Raw genomic sequence first — 16,279 nt, 5'->3', positions numbered from 1 at the left:
TGGGCCGCCGTCGTCTACTAATATGGTCGCCCTGTTTTCATAGCGGCGAGCAGCCTGACTGGCGCCGCGGCCCGTGCAGAGAAATCGACTTTCGATGTCGTTCGTGGAGCCAAATTACAGCTCAGTCCTTGTATTCATACAACAAGCGGGCGCGGATCGTACCTTCCAGCGCCCGAATATCCGCCAGCACCCGCTCGCTATCCGCCGCCGATGCATCAGCATCGAGGACGACATAGCCGATGTCGTTGTTGGTCTCGTAATATTGCGCGGCAATGTTGACCGCATGGCGCGCCAGCACCTCGTTCAGCCGTCCCAGCATGCCCGGAACGTTGCGCTGGACCTGGATGAACCGGGTACCTGACGGGCGTGCCGGCAGTTGTACCTGCGGGAAGTTCACCGTGCCCATAGTCGACCCGCTGTCGCTGTAGTCGATCAGTTTACGTGCGACTTCCGCACCGATGCGCTCCTGAGCTTCTTCGGTGGAGCCGCCGACATGCGGCGTCAGGATGACGTTCTCCAGACCCTGCAGCGGGGTCACGAAGCGCTCCTGATTGGAGCTGGGCTCGACGGGGAATACGTCGACGGCCGCACCGCGCAATTTGCCCTGGCGCAGTGCATCGGCCAGCGCATCGAGATCGACCACGGTGCCGCGGCTGTTGTTGATGAAATAGGCGCCGTCCTTCATGGCGGCGAATTCGTCGCGACCGATCATCCCCTGCGTGGCCGGGGTTTCCGGCACATGCATGCTGACCACATCGCTCTGCGCCAGCAGTTCCTGCAGGCTTCCGACAGGTTCGGTGTTGCCGTGACGCAATCGATCGGTGTGATCGTAGAAGATCACGCGCATGCCCAGCGCTTCCGCCAGGTTCGAGAGCTGCGAGCCGATGCTGCCGTAACCGACGATGCCGAGCGTCTTACCGCGCACTTCATAGCTGTTATTGGCCGATTTCTCCCAACCGCCTTCATGCGCCAGGTTGGAGCGCGAGATGATCCGGCGGAACAGCATGACGATCTCGCCGATCACCAGTTCGGCAACCGAGCGCGTATTCGAGAACGGCGCATTGAACACCGGAATGCCACTACGGCGCGCCGCGTCGATATCCACCTGATTGGTGCCGACGCTGAAGCAACCGATCGCGATCAGCCGGTCCGCGGCATCGAGCACGTCCTGGGTGATCTGCGTGCGCGACCGGATACCGAGAATGTGTACGCCTTTGAGTGCTTCCTTCAGCTCATTGCCACCGAGCGCCTTGGAGAGCCGCGTCACGCTCGAATAGCCCGCTGCCTCGATCAGCTCGACCGCGCTGTCGTTCACGCCTTCGAGCAGAAGGATTTTGATCTTGTCTTTCGGGAGGGAAAGCTGCGGCAAAGGCAGGCTGTTCATGGTCACGGTCGCGGCGTCCTTTGAGCAATGAATGAGATAGAAACCACGCTGGAGCGGTAAAGCCCCGGTTGGTCCGGCTCACATCGTCTGGTTTGGTTTGGCGCCTGTTTAACGTCACCGCGGCGATCTTGCTACGGGTATCTAACCCGTTGAAATCACTTATCTCTAATCCAAGATGATGAGGGACCGGCGCGCGACCCCACCTGAGCCCGCGAGAATCTGGAGCAGTCTGCGCGCCCGCGCGCTCCCCCAGGGAACGGAACAGGACCCGGGAAATTGTCACGTGACTTCAGTACGAGGCGCGGACAGCGCCTTCCTTCCCCAGCCTCATGGTGCCCCATTTCCGATCTCGATCCCGATACCACCGAGCATGCTGATTTGCGCGGCGGACATTCGCCGTGGTTTGCCGGCCTGCAGCATGCCCCCCGTCGGCCCCTTACCGAAGACATCACATGCGATGCCCTGATCGTCGGCGGCGGTATCACCGGCGCCCTGATGGCCGAGCAACTGACGCGGCAGGGACTGGATGTGGTGATCGTCGATCGCGAATTGCCTGGGCGCGGCAGTACAGTAGCGAGCACGTCGATGCTGCTGTGGGAGATCGATCGTTCGCTGCAGGAGCTGACACATCTCTATGGCTATGAGCGCGCCGCGCGTGCCTATCGCGCCAGCTATGACGCCGTCCATGGATTGAAGGCGCTGGTCCGGACGCTCGACCTGCGATGTGACATGCGCGCGAAGGACTCGCTCTATCTTGCCGCAGGCGAGAGTGCCAAAGGACTGATCGAGGAACACGCGCTTCGCGCGCGCGCCGGCCTGCCCGGCACACTCCTCGATCACAAGACCCTCCTGTCCGAATACGACATTGCCCGGGCGGGTGCCATCGTCTCGCCGGACTCGGCAGATTCCGATCCGTTGCAACTGGCACTGGGGCTGCTGAATGTCGCGACGGCGCGCGGCGCGCGATTATTCGAGGCGGAGACGGCCGCGTTCGACTCCGCAGGCCACGCCGTCGGCGTTCAATTGACGGACGGCCGTATCGTCGAGGCGCGCCATGTCGTGCTGGCGACGGGCTATGTGATGCCCGACATCGTGCACACAACGGTACAGAAACCCTCTTCGAGCTGGGCGATCGCGACGAAGCCGCAGCCGGACAGACTCTGGTGCGGCGGCGTGCTGATCTGGGAAGACAGCAAGGATTATCTCTACGCCCGAACCACCGCATCCGGCCGCATCATCATCGGCGGCGAAGACAGCGACGAGATCATCGATCCCGATGCACGCGATGCCCTGATCCCTGCCAAGGCACGTGCGCTGAAGGAGAAGCTCGCATCACTCTGGCCACGCGCCGAGCTTGCCATCGACTATCGCTGGGCCGGCACTTTCGACACCACGCGCGATGGCCTGCCACTGATCGGACCTGTGCCCGGCCATCCGCGTCTCTATGCCGCCTATGGTTATGGCGGGAACGGCATCACCTTCAGTTATCTCGCAGCGCAACTGATCGGCGGGATGATCGCGGGCAAACGCTCGCCATTACTGGATGACTTCGCGCTGCAGCGCGATATCGCCTGAAACTTAGCGCGCTCGACTCGGCGAATTCAGCTATCCCCATGTGATCAAAACGCAGGCGGCGAACGCCCCGTTTTGCGTCAGCGACACTGATTGACTTCCAAAAGACGATTGTTAGCATACAAGTGAATTTTGGCCCTCCTGCCCGGGGTTTTTCCATATGAAGCCGGCGCCGTTCACGCGACACGTCCCACGCACCGTGGATGAAGTTGTGAGTGCATTGGCCGAGTTTGCGCCGCTCGATGGCCGCATTCTGGCGGGCGGCCAGAGCCTGGTGCCGATCATGGCGTTCCGCATGGCGCGGCCAGCACACTTGATCGATATCAATGAGGTCGAAGGGCTCGACCGCCTCGCTGTCGACGGCGACTATCTCTCGATTGGCGCGCGGGTGCGCCACGGCGCATTCCACAAGCCTGTCATCGACGGTCCGCTCGGTAAGCTCCTCGCTTTCGTCGTCAGCCACATCGCGCATTATCCGATCCGGATGCGCGGCACGTTTTGCGGCAGCCTCGCCCATGCCGATCCTGCATCGGAGTGGTGCCTCGTCGCGGCAACGCTGGACGCCCAACTTGTCGTGAAGAGTGTGCGCGGCGAACGCATCGTGCCTGTCACCGATTTCCTCGAAGGCATCATGTCGACATCGCTGGCCGAGGACGAATTTCTCGCCGAAGCACGGTTGCCGCTGCTACCCGACGATACCAAATTCGGCTTCTACGAGTTCAGCCGCCGTGCCGGCGATTTTGCGATGTCTGCCGCGCTCGTTACCTATCGTCTCGTCGATGGCGTGATCGCCGATGCGCATGTCGGCATCGGCGGTGCCGAGGATCGCGCGCGGCGCATTATCGAGGCCGAAGACGTCTTGAACGGTAACGCGCCCTCGCCAGACCTGTTCGTCGCCGCCGGTGAAGCCGCAGCGAATGCAATCGAACCGCTGGAGGATATCCAGACCACTGCGGAATATCGCTGCGATCTGGTCCGCGCCGTGACGCGGCGCGCACTGGAGCGGTCGACGCAATGACGATCCACACCAAGGGCACCGGCACGACCTGGGTTGGGCGCTCGATCCGCCGGCTCGAGGATCCCGCCCTCGTCACCGGTCGCGGCCGCTTCACGGCCGATATGCCCGCCACACACTGGGTGCGCTTCGTCCGCAGCAGCGTGGCTGCCGGAACGATCGAGAATATTACGGCACCAGAGGGCACAGGCATCGTCACGGCCAAGGACCTCGCAAAGCTGAAGCCGATCCGGCCGATGCTGAGCAAGTTCAATTATGTCGCGGTCGGTCAGCCGATCCTTGCCGATGGCGTGGTGCGGTTCACAGGTGAGTCCATCGCGGCCGTCTACGCGCCGAGCAAGGATCAGGCGGAGGACATCGCCGATCAGGTCGAGGTCGAGATATCCCAAGGCGCACCGCTGATCGACGCGATGGATGCGCTCGCCGAGGACGCTCCGCTGGTTCACGCCGACACCAAGCACAACGTGATCGTCGAGGGTCGCATCGCGACACCCGGCTTCGAGGATGTTTGGAAGACCGCACACAAGGTGCTGCATGTTGAAGCGCGCTCGCACCGTCAGAATGCGACGCCGATGGAGGCCCGCGCAGGTCATGCCTCCTATGACGCATCGACCGGTCGCGTGACACTGACCTGCACCACACAGATGCCGCATCTGACGCGCACGGCGGTGTGCGACATCCTCGGCATTCCGGAATCGGATCTGCGTGTCATCGCGCCTGACGTCGGCGGCGGCTTCGGCCAAAAGATGTCGCTGGCGCCGGAATATGTGCTGCTGGTCTGGCTGGCGCGCAAATTGCGCAGCTCCGTGGCCTGGACCGAGGATCGCCGCGAAAACCTGATTGCGAGCTTTCACAGCCGCGATCAACACGTCCAGCTCGAAGGCGCATTCGACAAGAGCGGAAAGCTGCTCGCTTTGCGCGGCGACATTGTCGCCAATATCGGCGCCTATTCCTGTTTCCCGACGACCTGCGGCGTCGAGCCCTTGATGGCACTGGCCGAGCTCCCCGGCCCCTATGACGTCCGCGCCTATGACTGTCGCTCGCGCGGCGTGATGACCAATACCTGTCCGATGGCGCCCTATCGCGGCGTCTCGCGGCCGGTCATCACCTTCGTGCTCGAACGCTTGATGGACAAGGCTGCCGCCGCTTTCGACATCGAGCCGACCGAATTGCGTCGCCGAAACCTCATCGACAAATTTCCCTATACATCAGCGACCGGTCTCGTCTTCGACGACGGCAGCTACAAGGAAACCATGGAGATGGCCATCAAGGCCATCGACCTCGACGCATTCCGCAAGCGCCAGAAAATCGCGCGCGATGCCGGCCGCTATCTCGGGATCGGCTTTGCCACCTTCTCCGAGCGTACTGGCTATGGCAGCCCGGCTTTCGCGGCACGCGGGATGGAGATCACGCCGGGCTTCGAGACCGTGTATCTGACCATCGATCCCTCGGGCTTCGTCGAAGCGCGGATCGGCTCGTCGCCGCATGGCCAGGGACTGCGCACATCACTGGCGCAGATCATCGCCGACGAGATCGGCATCGATCCGGAATTCATCAAGGTGGTTCACGGCGACACAGACCGCTCGCCCTATGGCTGGGGCACATTCGCCAGCCGCTCGCTGGTGCTCTCGGGCGGCGCCAGCTTGCTTGCGGCGCAGAAGATCCGCGCCAAACTGCTGAAGATGGCGAGCCATTTCCTTGAAGCAGCGCCCGAAGACATCACGCTGCAGTCCGGCTCGGCGCATGTCATCGGCACCGATCGCTCCGTCACCATCGCGTCGATGGCGCGTGCGGCCTATCACCAGACCCACATCTTCAAGGGCGAGATCGAACCGGGTCTCACCGAAACCGGCACTTACGATCCATCCGGAACCTTCTCCAACGCCTGCCATGTCGCGATTGTCGAGGTCGATATCGAGACCGGCCGCGTCGAGATGGAGAAATTTCTGGTCGCGGAGGATGCCGGGCTGATCATCAATCCGATGATCGCCGATGGTCAGGTCCATGGCGGGGTCGCTCAGGGCATCGGCAACGCGCTGCTGGAAGAGATCATCTATGACGAGACCGGCAACATCCTGACCAGCACGCTGGCGGATTTCCTACCGCCGACGACGCACGAAATTCCCGAGATCGAGTTGCATCACATCGAGACCCTGACCGGTAACTCCATCACCAAGGCCAAGGGCCTCGGCGAAGGCGGCGCCATCGGCGCGCCGGCAGCGGTGATCTCCGCAATCAACGACGCGTTGTCCTGCTTCGGAATCTCCATCGACGAAATGCCGGCAACGCCGCAGCGCATTCGTGCGGCGCTGCGCGCAAGCGGAAAATTGCCAAGCAACGGAAAACTTGCATGAGCGACAAGACCGACATCACCCTCATCATCAACGGCCAGTCCCACGCCATCTGCGTCGAGTCGCGCCGGACCCTCGCCGACGCGATCCGCGAGGATTGCGGTCAAACGGGTACGCATATCGGCTGTGAGCACGGCGTGTGCGGCGCCTGCACGGTGCTGGTGAATGGCGAACCGGTGCGCTCCTGCCTGATGTTCGCGCAGCAGGCGGACGGCAAGCAGATCCGCACCGTCGAAGGCCTCGCCGATGGCGACGAGATGCATCCGATGCAGCGCGCCTTCATGGAGAACCACGGCCTGCAATGCGGCTTCTGCACACCCGGCTTCCTGATGCTTGCCGTCGGCGTGCTGGAGCGCGAACCGGATATTTCCGACCATGATCTGGTCGACGTGCTGTCGTCGAATCTGTGCCGCTGTACCGGCTACCAGAACATCATCAAGGCGGTCCGCGCTGCCGCGGTGGAGATGCGCCAGTCGTGACTGCTGCCGCCAAACCGGGACTGGTTGGCCAATCCGTCACTCGCAAGGAAGACGGCCCGCTGCTGCGCGGCCAGGGCAAGTTTGCCGCCGATATCAATTTCCCGAACCAACTCCATATGCGTGTGGTGCGCTCGACCTACGCCCACGGCAATATCGTCTCGGTCGATCTCGCGCCGGCTCTGGCGATTCCGGGCGTGGTCGCCGCCTGGAGCTTTGCCGATGTCTCCGAGATTCCGCCGATTGATTTCCGTCTGACGCGGCTGGAGCAACTCGCCGCCTATCGCCAGACCATTCTGGCCAAGGACAAGGTGCGCTATGTCGGCGATCCCGTCGCCGTCGTGTTCGCCGAAGACCCCTATCTTGCCGAAGATGCCGCCGAGCATGTCGAGGTCGAGATAGAAGAACTGCCGGTGATCCTGCAGGCCGATGGCGAGGTCGGCGAGTTCCGCGACGGACTACCGACCGAGACCGCACTGATCGAGAAAGGTTATGGCGACGTCGATGGAGCGTTCGCCAAAGCGCATGCCGTAGTCAGCCTTTCGCTCTCCATCGGCCGTCATTCCGGCGTTCCCCTGGAGACGCGCGGGGCCATTGGCCGTTACATCGCCGAGACAGACATGCTGGAAATGTACGGCGCTGCGAAAGTGCCGCACTGGAATCGCGACCAGCTTGCGAAAATGTTTGGCCGCACCGCTGCCAACACCAATCTGTTCGAAGGCCATGTCGGCGGCGGCTTCGGCATTCGCGGCGAGATGTATCCCGAAGACGTACTGGTGTGTCTGGCCGCGCTGCGCCTCGGCCGCCCCGTGAAATGGATCGAGGATCGCCGCGAGCATCTGATCGCGGCCAATCACTCGCGGCAGCAGACCCATCACATCCGCGCGGCGATCGATCGCGACGGCAATATTCTGGCCATCGACAACGAGTTCTTCCACGATCAGGGCGGCTATATGCGCACGCATGCCGCCACCGTGCCCGACCTCGCCGCTGCGATGCTGCCCGGCCCCTATCGCATTCCCGCCTATCGCGTGCTCGGCCATATCCGCCTGACCAACAAGACGCCTGGCGGCACCTATCGCGCGCCCGGCCGCTATGAGAGCACTTTCGTGCGCGAACGCTTGCTGGATGCGGTCGCGGCCAGAGTGGGGATCAGCGGCGTCGAGGTCCGTCGCCGCAACCTCATCGCGACCGGCGAGATGCCGGTCACGCGTGCATTGGAAACGCTCGGCACCGACATCGTGCTGGATTCAGGCGACTACCCGAAGCTGCTGGACAAGGCGCTGAATGGCATCGGCTGGGACGACCTGCAGACGCAGATTACGTCGCGTCGCAAGGCGGGCGAACTGGTCGGCTCCGGTGTCGCCATGTTCGTCGAGAAAAGCGGTCTTGGCCCGTTCGACGATGTGCGGATCAATGTCGGGACCGACGGGCTCGTGGAAGTCGTCACCGGCGCCGCTTCGGTCGGCCAGGGCGTCGAAACTGTCATCGCTCAGATTTGCGCAGAGAAACTCGGCGCCAGCTATGACAATGTCAGCGTGATCCACGGCCAGACCAACCGTATCGCCAGAGGCCTCGGCGCGTTTGCCTCGCGCGTTTCCGTGATGACCGGCGAAGCGACGCGGCAAGCCGCGCTGAAGCTGCGCGACAAGGCTCTCGCGGCCGCAGCTGAATTGATGCAGTTGACGGCCGATCAACTCGATATCGTCGATGGCGAGATTGTCCGCCTCGATGGCGGCACTGGCCCATCGATGACGCTCGCCGAGATCGCAAAGGCGCTCGAACCGGGAGGCAATCTGGTTGGTGATAGCGAACCTGGCCTGTTCGCCGAAGCATCGTTCGAATCCAAGCATATGACCTACCCATACGGCGTCCATGTCGCCGTCGTCTCGCTGGCGCGCGATACAGGCGGCATCAGCGTCGAGCGGTATCTTGTCGCCTATGACATCGGCAAAGCGATCAACCCGATGCTGGTCGATGGCCAAATCGTTGGCGGCGTGGCCCAAGGCATCGGTGGTGCGCTTTATGAAGAGTTCACCTACGACGACCGAGGCGAACCGCTGGCGGTAACCTTCGCCGACTATTTGATGCCGACGGCCCGCGAAGTACCTGATGTCGAAGTGATCATTTCCGAGGATGCGCCGAGCCCGCTCAACCCAATGGGGCTCAAGGGCGCCGGCGAAGGCGGCACCAATGCCGTCGGCGCGGCGATTGCAGCGGCGATCGACGACGCGCTCGGCCAACCCGGGGCTATCACGCAGCTGCCGGTCTCGCCGCAGCGCGTGAAGGCGCTGCTCAACGCCAAAGTCTGATCAGGTAATCTTCTTCAGCAACCGCGTCAGTGTCCGTTGCTCTTCGGCGGTCAAGGGGCGTAGCGTCTTGGCGCTGACCTCCGCTGCAACGCGGATTGCCGCATCGACCACACGGGCGCCCTTCTCGGTCAGCGACACCGCACGGCGACGGCGATCCGTAGGGTCGCTACCGGTGGTGATGAATCCGCGCAGGCCCAGCCGATCCACAACCCCCTTGATGGTCGCGGCATCGAGATAGACCAGCCGCCCGAGATGGTTCTGTGAACTCGGGCCGACCTCATGCAACTTCGCCAGCACCGCGAATTGCGTCTGGGTCAGATCCTCGATCATGTTGGACATGAAGATGGAGGTGTGGCGCTGCATCGCCACGCGCATCAGGAAGCCGACCTGGGAGTCGAGGACATAGTCCGGCGGCGTCTCCGCGGTCGGAAGGGCCTTCAGCTTGGTCGGTTTCTGCGCCATGTCGTCCCCGATGATCTCTTGCTAGTTATGAACGATCTTCGGTTGCCGCGACAGTTGAAGTTTTGGTCGTTACACCGTCAAATAAGCGCGTTGAATGTCAATATTCTCCGCCAGCTCGGTCATGGTGCCGTTCCATTGGATCTGGCCCTTTTCGAGGACATAGGCCCTGTCCGAAACCAGTTCGGCGAAATGCACGTTCTGCTCCGACAGCAGGATCGACACTCCAGCCTTTTTCAGTTCGAGAATGGTATTGGCCATCAGTTCGACGATCAGGGGGGCAACGCCCTCGGACGGCTCGTCCAGCAGGATCAGCAGCGGATTGCCCATCAGCGTCCGCGCCACGGTGAGCATCTGCTGTTCGCCACCGCTCATCCGCCCTCCCGGACGGTTCGGCATTTCGCCCAAGTTCGGGAACAGCGCCAGCAACTTCTCCTCGGTCCAGACCGGCGCCGGCACGCCGTCGCTGAACTTGCGTGGCGGCTGGCGGCCGATATCGAGATTTTCCAGCACCGTCAGATCGGAGAAAATACGACGGTCTTCCGGCGTGAAGCCGAGGCCGAGCCGCGCGATCTCATAAGGCTGCCGGCCGGAGATATCGTGGCCATCGAACCGGATCTTGCCGGTGGACTGCGCCATCAGACCCATGATGGCCTTCATGGTCGTGGTCTTGCCAGCGCCATTGCGGCCCATCAGTGCGACGACTTCGCCGCGCCCGACATTGAGGCTGAGATCATAGAGAATCTGCGCAGCGCCATAGGAGGCACCGAGATTTTCGACCGAGAGCATCGGGGCACTCATCAGTGGGCCTCCGATTTCTGGAAGGTCTTGCCGGTGCCGAAATACACTTCCCTCACCTGCGGATTGTCCCGGATCGACTTCGCATCGCCGTCGGCGATCAGCCGGCCCCGCGCCAACACGATGATGCGATCGGCGAAAGCGAACACCACATCCATCGAATGTTCGGTGAACAGTACGGAGATGCCCTTCTCGATCACCAGACGCTTCACCAGCGCGATCAGATCGTTGCGCTCCTTGGGCGCCATGCCGGCAGTCGGCTCGTCCATGAGCAGCAGCCGTGGATCGTTGGCGAGCGCAATCGCCAGTTCGACGCGCTTGACGTCGCCATAAGCCAGCTCGCGGCTCGGCCGATCGGCGGCATCCTGCATGCCGACCTGGGCCAGCAGCTCCAGCGCGCGTTCACGATGCAGCGAGGATGCCGGCTTCCACAGCCGATAGACCTGATTGGCGTGGGAGATCAGCGCCATCTGCACATTCTCGATGACCGTCATCGAATTGAAGGTGGCGGCTACCTGAAAGGTACGACCGATACCAAGGCGCCAGATATCGCGTGGCTTCTTGCCGTTGAGCTTCGCCCCTTCGAACCAGATCTCGCCGGAATCCGGCGGCAACTGGCCGTTGATCATGTTGAAGCAGGTCGACTTGCCGGCGCCATTCGGGCCGATCAGCGCAAGAAACTCGCCGCGCTTGATGTCGAACGACACTTCGTTGACGGCACGCACACCACCGAAGGATTTCGAGAGCGAACGAATGGCGAGGTCGCTCATGATGCGGCCTTCGATGTTGTCTTTCGTCGCGAGATCAGCTTGACGAGGCCGCCGACGATGCCACTCGGGAACGCAAGCACCAGCAGCAGAATGATGCCGCCGAGCAAGGCCCGCCAGTATTCTGTGGAACGCATCATGAAATCCTGCAGCACCGCATAGACCGACGCACCGACAATCGGGCCGGTCAGCGTCTGGATGCCGCCGAGAAGCACCATGACGAGACCATCAATGGAGCGGCTGACGCCGATGGTCTCCGGCGAGATCGAGCCCTTGGCGAAGGCGAACAATCCACCGGCGATGCCGCAGATGCCGCCAGCAATGGCGAAGGCCAGCCAGTGCACACGCTTGACATCAAGACCGATCGCTTCGGCGCGCAAGGGAGAGTCACGCCCTGCCCGCATCGCGTAACCGAATGGCGCGAACAGGAATTTGCGGAGCAACAATACGCCGAGCGCGGCCAGTGCGAGTGTCAGGAAATAGAATGCCCCACGGCTGTCGAATGGCGCAGTGGGCCAGACGCCGAGAACGCCGTTGGAGCCACCGGTGAGTGTCTCCCACTGGAACACAGCGGCCCAGACGATCTGGGCGAAGGCGAGCGTGAGCATCGCTAGATAGACACCAGACAGACGCACGGCGAACCAGCCGAACAGCAGCGCGCCGACCAACGCCAGCACTGGCGCGGCTGCCAGTGCGAGCCCCATCGGCGCAGCAAACCATTTCACCAGCAGCGCTGCGCCGTAAGCACCGAGGCCGAAATAGGCCGCATGGCCGAAGGAATGCATGCCACCCGGCCCCATGATGAAATGCAGGCTGGTTGCAAACAGCACGGCAATCAACACGTCGATGCCGAGCACGAGCGTATAGGGCGAGTTCTTGGCGATCAGTGGCAGGCACACGAGAACGACAAGAAGGATGAGGCCCGCGATCTTCGTGGCCGGTGTCGCAGGACGCAGCGGCTCTTCGGGCTCAGCCACGCTGCGCACAGCCACCTGCTCCCGACCGAGCAAGCCGTAGGGCCGTGCGATCAGCACCGCGGCCATCACGAGAAATTCGGCCACCAGCGTCAGTTTGGAGAAATTCACCGTGAAGCCGCCAAAATTCACGACGCCGAGGCCGATGCACAACGCCTTCACCTCGGCGATGATGACCGCCGCAAGATAGGCGCCGGAGATCGAGCCCATGCCGCCGACCACAACGACGACGAAGGCGTCGCCGATCACGATCAGGTCGGTCGCCAGCGTCGCCGGCTCGCGCGCAATCTGCAGCGCGCCGCCAAGGCCAGCGAGCAAAGCGCCGAGCGCGAACACGCCCGTGAACAGCATGGCCTGGTTGACGCCGAGCGCGCCCACCATCTCACGGTCCTGCGTGGCTGCGCGCATCAACCGGCCGAAGCGGGTCTTGGCCAGCGCCAGATGCAGCATCCACAGTACGAAGGGGCCGACGAAAATCAGGAAGATATCGTAAGTGGGCAGCCGGCGGCCGAGCACCTCGATGGAGCCGGTCAGGCCTGGCGCGCGCGGGCCAAGCAGATCCTCAGGACCCCAGATCCACAGCGTCGCGTCGTTGATAACGAGCACCAGCGCGAAAGTAGCGAGCAATTGAAACAGCTCAGGCGCGCGGTAAATCCGCCGCAGCAGAAGGATCTCGATCGCAGCGCCGATCAGGGCCACCAGCAATGCGGTCAGAACAATGCCGCCCCAGAAGCCGACGGCACCGCCGACCTTGGTGGCGATGCTGTAGGCGATATAGGTCCCGATCATATAGAGGGACCCGTGAGCGATATTGACGATCCGGGTGACGCCGAAAATCAGCGACAACCCGGCCGCCACGAAGAACAGGCCGGAGGCGGCCGACAGGCCGTTTAGTGCCTGAAACAGAAACGCGTTGAAACTCATCGGAGGAATCCCCCTCCCCGCGTTGAACGTGCGAGGAGAGTATCAACGGCGATCATCGTCGTACTTCCTGTTACTCGGTCGCGGGACGGAGCTTCTTAACTTCGGCGTCGCTGGGCAGCACCGATGCACCATCGACATATTTGAAGTCGGCCATGGTGCCCTTGCCGCCTTCAAGCGCGATCTTGCCCACGTAAGCGCCCATGGTCGCCTGGTGATCGCTGGCGCGATACATGAACGGACCGAACGGGCTGTCGAGCTTCAGACCTTCGAAGGCCGTAATCAGCTTGTCGGTGTCAGTCGAACCTGCCTTGGCGATACCGGCAGCCAGAGAAGTCATCGTGACATAGCCGACGATCGAACCAAGACGCGGATAGTCGTTGTACTTCTTCTGATAGGCCGTCAGGAAAGCCAGGTATTCCGGGGTCTTGATCTTGTCCCAGGGATAGCCGGTGACGATCCAGCCGACCGGCGCTTCTTCCTTCACCGGATCGAGATATTCCGGTTCGCCCGACAGAAGGCTTACGACGGTGCGATCCTTGAACACGCCACGTGTGGTGCCTTCACGGACCAGCTTGGAGAAGTCCGCGCCGAACAGCACGTTAAAGATCGCGTCCGGCTTGGCATCGTCGATGGCCTGCACCACGGCGCCGGCATCGACCTTGCCGAGCGGCGGTGCCTGCTCGGTGACGAATTCGATGTCAGGCTGCTTGGCCTTCATCATTTCCTTGAAGGTCGCGACCGCGGCCTGGCCGTATTCGAAGTTCGGATAGACCAGCGCCCAGCGCTTCTTCTTGGCAGCCAGCGCATCCGGCAGCAGCATTGCGACCTGCATATAGGTCGTGGCGCGCAGGCGGAACGTATACTTGTTGCCGTTCTGCCAGGTGATCTTGTCGGTCAGCGGCTCGGCAGCGAGGAAGAACACTTTCTTCTTGCCGGCGAATTCGGTCACCGCGAGACCGATATGCGAGAGGAACGTTCCGGCGATGATGTTGACGCCTTCGCGCGTCACCAGCTCATCGGCCACGCGCACTGCATCGCCCGGCGTCGAGCCATCGTCGCGCGAAATAACTTCAAGCTTCTTGCCAAGCACGCCGCCCTTGGCATTGATCTGTTCGATCGCCAGCTCCCAGCCCTTCTTGTAGGGATCGAGGAACGCGGTCTGTGTCTTGTAGCTGTTGAGCTCACCGATCTTGATCGTGTCCTGCGCGAGAACCGCGTGGCCGAACGACAATGTCAGTGCGCCGGCCATTGTGCCGGCAATCGCGAGTGAGTGAAGGGAACGAGCCGTCATCATGATCGAACTCCGTTGTGATCGACGTTTGCGATAGAAGTGATTCTCGCCGAAGCCTTCGCAAGAAACGGATCGACCGTTCGCCCTTGCGTCGCTTGCAGCCCCATGTTTGCAACGTGAATTAGTTTGTACGCAAATAGTCCGGCGCACTCACTTTGTTGTCAAGACTGGTCTTGGTGCAACATGCCTAGCACACCGCTGAAGTTTTGATCATCCAATGTCAGCAGATTGCGTGCGCAACTGCGGCGTAATTTCGCAGAGCCGCGCGGCGGGGTATTCCGCCGCCGCGCGTCCTGTTTTGACGACTACCGATCGCGGAAACGGTCCATCAGCGCCTTGTCCTGACCGCCATCGATTTCGATCATCGTGCCGTTGGCCATCTGCACCAGAGGCGACGCGAGCATGACAACAAGGTTTGCAACTTCCTCGACTTCGGCGATGCGGCCGAGCGGGATCGAGGCCGGCGCCAGCTTGTCGGCTTCCTCGTAGGAGATCTTCATGTCGCGCGACATGGCGTTGACGAGGCCGGCCCAGCGCTCGGTACGAACCGGACCCGGATTGACGGCGCAGAACGAGATGTTGTGACGGCCGTACTGACCGGCGAGCGACAGGGTCATGTTCTGACCAGCAGCGTTCGCAGCACCCGGTGCGATTTCCCAATAGGATGGCTTGACGCCGTCATTGCCGATCAGATTGACCACGCGGCCACCACCCTGCTTGACCATGATGGGCAGCGCGTAGCGCAAGCAGCGCACATAGCCCATGAATTTGAGCTGCAGCGCCTGTTCCCAGTCGGCTTCGGTGAGCGTCTCGATCACGCCGCCCGGCGCCGAACCGGCATTGTTGATCATCAGATCGATGCTGCCGAGTTCCTTGGCGGCCTTCTCGACGAAAGCCTTGGCATCCGCATCCTTGGTGAGGTCGGCGGTAATCGCGACCACCGTCACCCCGTAGGCGTTGCGGATTTCTTCAGCCGTTTTCTCCAGCGGCTCCATGCGACGGGCGCAGATGGCGACATTGACGCCCTCCTTTGCCAGCGTCATGGCAATCGCCTTGCCGATACCTTCGCTGCCGCCGGTGACGAGAGCGCATTTGCCTTTGAGTTGGAGATCCATGTGCGTGTCCTTCTGAGGTTGGCGGAAATGAAAACGAAAATTCTTAGGTCAATCAGCTTCCTGTAAAGCGCGGGGGTCGTTTCTCGGCAAAGGCCTTGCGGCCTTCGGCGTAGTCGGCGCTGGCGTCCGCCGCGGCATAGAACTGCTCGGCTTCAGCCAGGAGTTCGGCATTACTCGTGCTCAGCGCACGAATGGCAGCCTTGGCCGCCTTGATGGTCAGCGGCGCATTGCCCGCGATCTTCCTTGCAAGCTCGCCGGCCAGCGATTCAATGTCAGCCTTCGGTGCGATGATATGCACAGCGCCCAGCGCATGAGCGCGTATGGCAGGCAGACGATCCGCCGTGAACAAGACTTGCCGCGTCGCACCGGCGCCGAACACGCGGATAAAGCGCGCGATACCGCGCGGATCGTAGCCCAGACCAAGCTTGGCGGCGGGTACTGCGAAGAAGGCATCATCCGCAGCAACGCGCATGTCGCAACTCGCAGCAACGGATGACCCGGCACCCATGCAGCCGCCATAGATCAGGCCGATGGTCGGCTGCGGGATCGCCTCGATCGCCAGACAGGTATTCTCGACCAGATCGTCATAGGCCCGGGCATTGCCCTCGCCTGATCGAGCCGTGGCAAAGTCGGAAATGTCTGCGCCTGCGGAAAACATCAGGTCGCCCTCGCCGCGGATGACCACGACACGGATATCCTTGCGGGTGGCGACGTCGCCGGCAAAGGCGGCGATCTTGTTCCACATCGCCGTGGAGATCGCGTTACGTCGTGCCGGATTGGCCAGACGCAGCGTCGCGATGCCGTCCGCAATATCAATGACGATATCGCCGGGCGTGCTCAT

Annotated in this window: 12 protein-coding genes and 1 pseudogene; 5 read left to right on the top strand and 8 right to left on the bottom strand. The window is 62.2% G+C overall.

The window, feature by feature from the left end:
* Positions 1–121 precede the first annotated feature (121 nt).
* On the bottom strand, positions 122–1,384 hold the full coding sequence (serA, locus tag AB7813_RS01270) for a phosphoglycerate dehydrogenase (RefSeq protein ID WP_089267132.1): 1,263 nt from the start codon (positions 1,382–1,384) through the stop codon (positions 122–124).
* Positions 1,385–1,762: 378 nt separating this feature from the next.
* Here serA and AB7813_RS01265 point away from each other — a divergent pair, with 378 nt between their 5' ends.
* The 5 genes and pseudogenes from AB7813_RS01265 to AB7813_RS01245 all read left to right on the top strand — a co-directional run.
* The gene (locus AB7813_RS01265) at positions 1,763–2,959 is read left to right on the top strand and encodes an NAD(P)/FAD-dependent oxidoreductase (protein WP_439084242.1); all 1,197 of its coding nucleotides are present in this window, start codon (positions 1,763–1,765) and stop codon (positions 2,957–2,959) included.
* 157 nt (positions 2,960–3,116) lie between these two features.
* A complete protein-coding gene (locus AB7813_RS01260) occupies positions 3,117–3,974 on the top strand; it encodes an FAD binding domain-containing protein (protein ID WP_089267131.1) in 858 nt (285 codons plus the stop codon).
* Positions 3,971–6,325 carry a xanthine dehydrogenase family protein molybdopterin-binding subunit gene (locus tag AB7813_RS01255; protein WP_439063585.1) on the top strand — a complete coding sequence of 785 codons (2,355 nt, stop codon included), beginning with the start codon at positions 3,971–3,973 and terminating at the stop codon, positions 6,323–6,325. The genes AB7813_RS01260 and AB7813_RS01255 overlap by 4 nt, the downstream gene beginning before the upstream one ends.
* Complete coding sequence (locus AB7813_RS01250; protein WP_089267129.1) at positions 6,322–6,801, top strand: (2Fe-2S)-binding protein; 480 nt, start codon at positions 6,322–6,324, stop codon at positions 6,799–6,801. Before AB7813_RS01255 ends, AB7813_RS01250 begins: the two co-directional genes overlap by 4 nt.
* Positions 6,729–8,897 (top strand): annotated as a pseudogene (locus tag AB7813_RS01245) (xanthine dehydrogenase family protein molybdopterin-binding subunit); the annotation flags it as partial. The gene AB7813_RS01250 and the pseudogene AB7813_RS01245, both read left to right, overlap by 73 nt.
* 213 nt (positions 8,898–9,110) lie before the next feature.
* Here AB7813_RS01245 and AB7813_RS01240 read toward each other — a convergent pair.
* The 7 genes from AB7813_RS01240 to AB7813_RS01210 form a co-directional block, all read right to left on the bottom strand.
* Positions 9,111–9,572: a MarR family winged helix-turn-helix transcriptional regulator gene (locus AB7813_RS01240; RefSeq protein ID WP_092151504.1), complete on the bottom strand. Its 462-nt coding sequence runs from the start codon at positions 9,570–9,572 to the stop codon at positions 9,111–9,113.
* A 69-nt stretch (positions 9,573–9,641) separates the two neighbouring features.
* On the bottom strand, positions 9,642–10,370 hold the full coding sequence (locus AB7813_RS01235; RefSeq protein ID WP_175367396.1) for an ABC transporter ATP-binding protein: 729 nt from the start codon (positions 10,368–10,370) through the stop codon (positions 9,642–9,644).
* Entirely contained in the window at positions 10,370–11,137 is a 768-nt protein-coding gene (locus AB7813_RS01230) for an ABC transporter ATP-binding protein (protein ID WP_093758939.1), read from the bottom strand. Before AB7813_RS01230 ends, AB7813_RS01235 begins: the two co-directional genes overlap by 1 nt.
* Entirely contained in the window at positions 11,134–13,032 is a 1,899-nt protein-coding gene (locus AB7813_RS01225; protein WP_120290966.1) for an ABC transporter permease, read from the bottom strand. Before AB7813_RS01225 ends, AB7813_RS01230 begins: the two co-directional genes overlap by 4 nt.
* A 70-nt stretch (positions 13,033–13,102) precedes the next feature.
* Positions 13,103–14,323, bottom strand: coding sequence for an ABC transporter substrate-binding protein (locus AB7813_RS01220; protein ID WP_120291209.1), 1,221 nt, complete (start codon positions 14,321–14,323; stop codon positions 13,103–13,105).
* 305 nt (positions 14,324–14,628) lie between these two features.
* Positions 14,629–15,438, bottom strand: a complete 810-nt coding sequence (locus AB7813_RS01215) for an SDR family NAD(P)-dependent oxidoreductase (protein ID WP_089267123.1) — start codon at positions 15,436–15,438, stop codon at positions 14,629–14,631.
* Between the two features lie 52 nt (positions 15,439–15,490).
* Positions 15,491–16,279, bottom strand: coding sequence for an enoyl-CoA hydratase-related protein (locus AB7813_RS01210; RefSeq protein WP_120290964.1), 789 nt, complete (start codon positions 16,277–16,279; stop codon positions 15,491–15,493).

Source organism: Tardiphaga sp. 20_F10_N6_6 (genome assembly GCF_052076045.1).
Lineage (GTDB): Bacteria > Pseudomonadota > Alphaproteobacteria > Rhizobiales > Xanthobacteraceae > Tardiphaga > Tardiphaga robiniae.
The sequence above is the reverse complement of the archived record's forward strand: the minus strand, read 5'-3'. Positions and strand labels throughout refer to the sequence as shown.

What these genes read in the sequence shown, in the direction of transcription:
- AB7813_RS01225 (WP_120290966.1), bottom strand. Translation starts at nt 13,032, where the DNA reads ATGAGTTTCAACGCGTTTCTGTTTCAGGCACTAAACGGCCTGTCGGCC.
- AB7813_RS01215 (WP_089267123.1), bottom strand. Translation starts at nt 15,438, where the DNA reads ATGGATCTCCAACTCAAAGGCAAATGCGCTCTCGTCACCGGCGGCAGC.
- AB7813_RS01235 (WP_175367396.1), bottom strand. Translation starts at nt 10,370, where the DNA reads ATGAGTGCCCCGATGCTCTCGGTCGAAAATCTCGGTGCCTCCTATGGC.
- AB7813_RS01250 (WP_089267129.1), top strand. Translation starts at nt 6,322, where the DNA reads ATGAGCGACAAGACCGACATCACCCTCATCATCAACGGCCAGTCCCAC.
- AB7813_RS01220 (WP_120291209.1), bottom strand. Translation starts at nt 14,323, where the DNA reads ATGACGGCTCGTTCCCTTCACTCACTCGCGATTGCCGGCACAATGGCC.
- AB7813_RS01210 (WP_120290964.1), bottom strand. Translation starts at nt 16,279, where the DNA reads ATGAGCACGCCCGGCGATATCGTCATTGATATTGCGGACGGCATCGCG.
- AB7813_RS01255 (WP_439063585.1), top strand. Translation starts at nt 3,971, where the DNA reads ATGACGATCCACACCAAGGGCACCGGCACGACCTGGGTTGGGCGCTCG.
- serA (WP_089267132.1), bottom strand. Translation starts at nt 1,384, where the DNA reads ATGAACAGCCTGCCTTTGCCGCAGCTTTCCCTCCCGAAAGACAAGATC.
- AB7813_RS01240 (WP_092151504.1), bottom strand. Translation starts at nt 9,572, where the DNA reads ATGGCGCAGAAACCGACCAAGCTGAAGGCCCTTCCGACCGCGGAGACG.
- AB7813_RS01230 (WP_093758939.1), bottom strand. Translation starts at nt 11,137, where the DNA reads ATGAGCGACCTCGCCATTCGTTCGCTCTCGAAATCCTTCGGTGGTGTG.
- AB7813_RS01260 (WP_089267131.1), top strand. Translation starts at nt 3,117, where the DNA reads ATGAAGCCGGCGCCGTTCACGCGACACGTCCCACGCACCGTGGATGAA.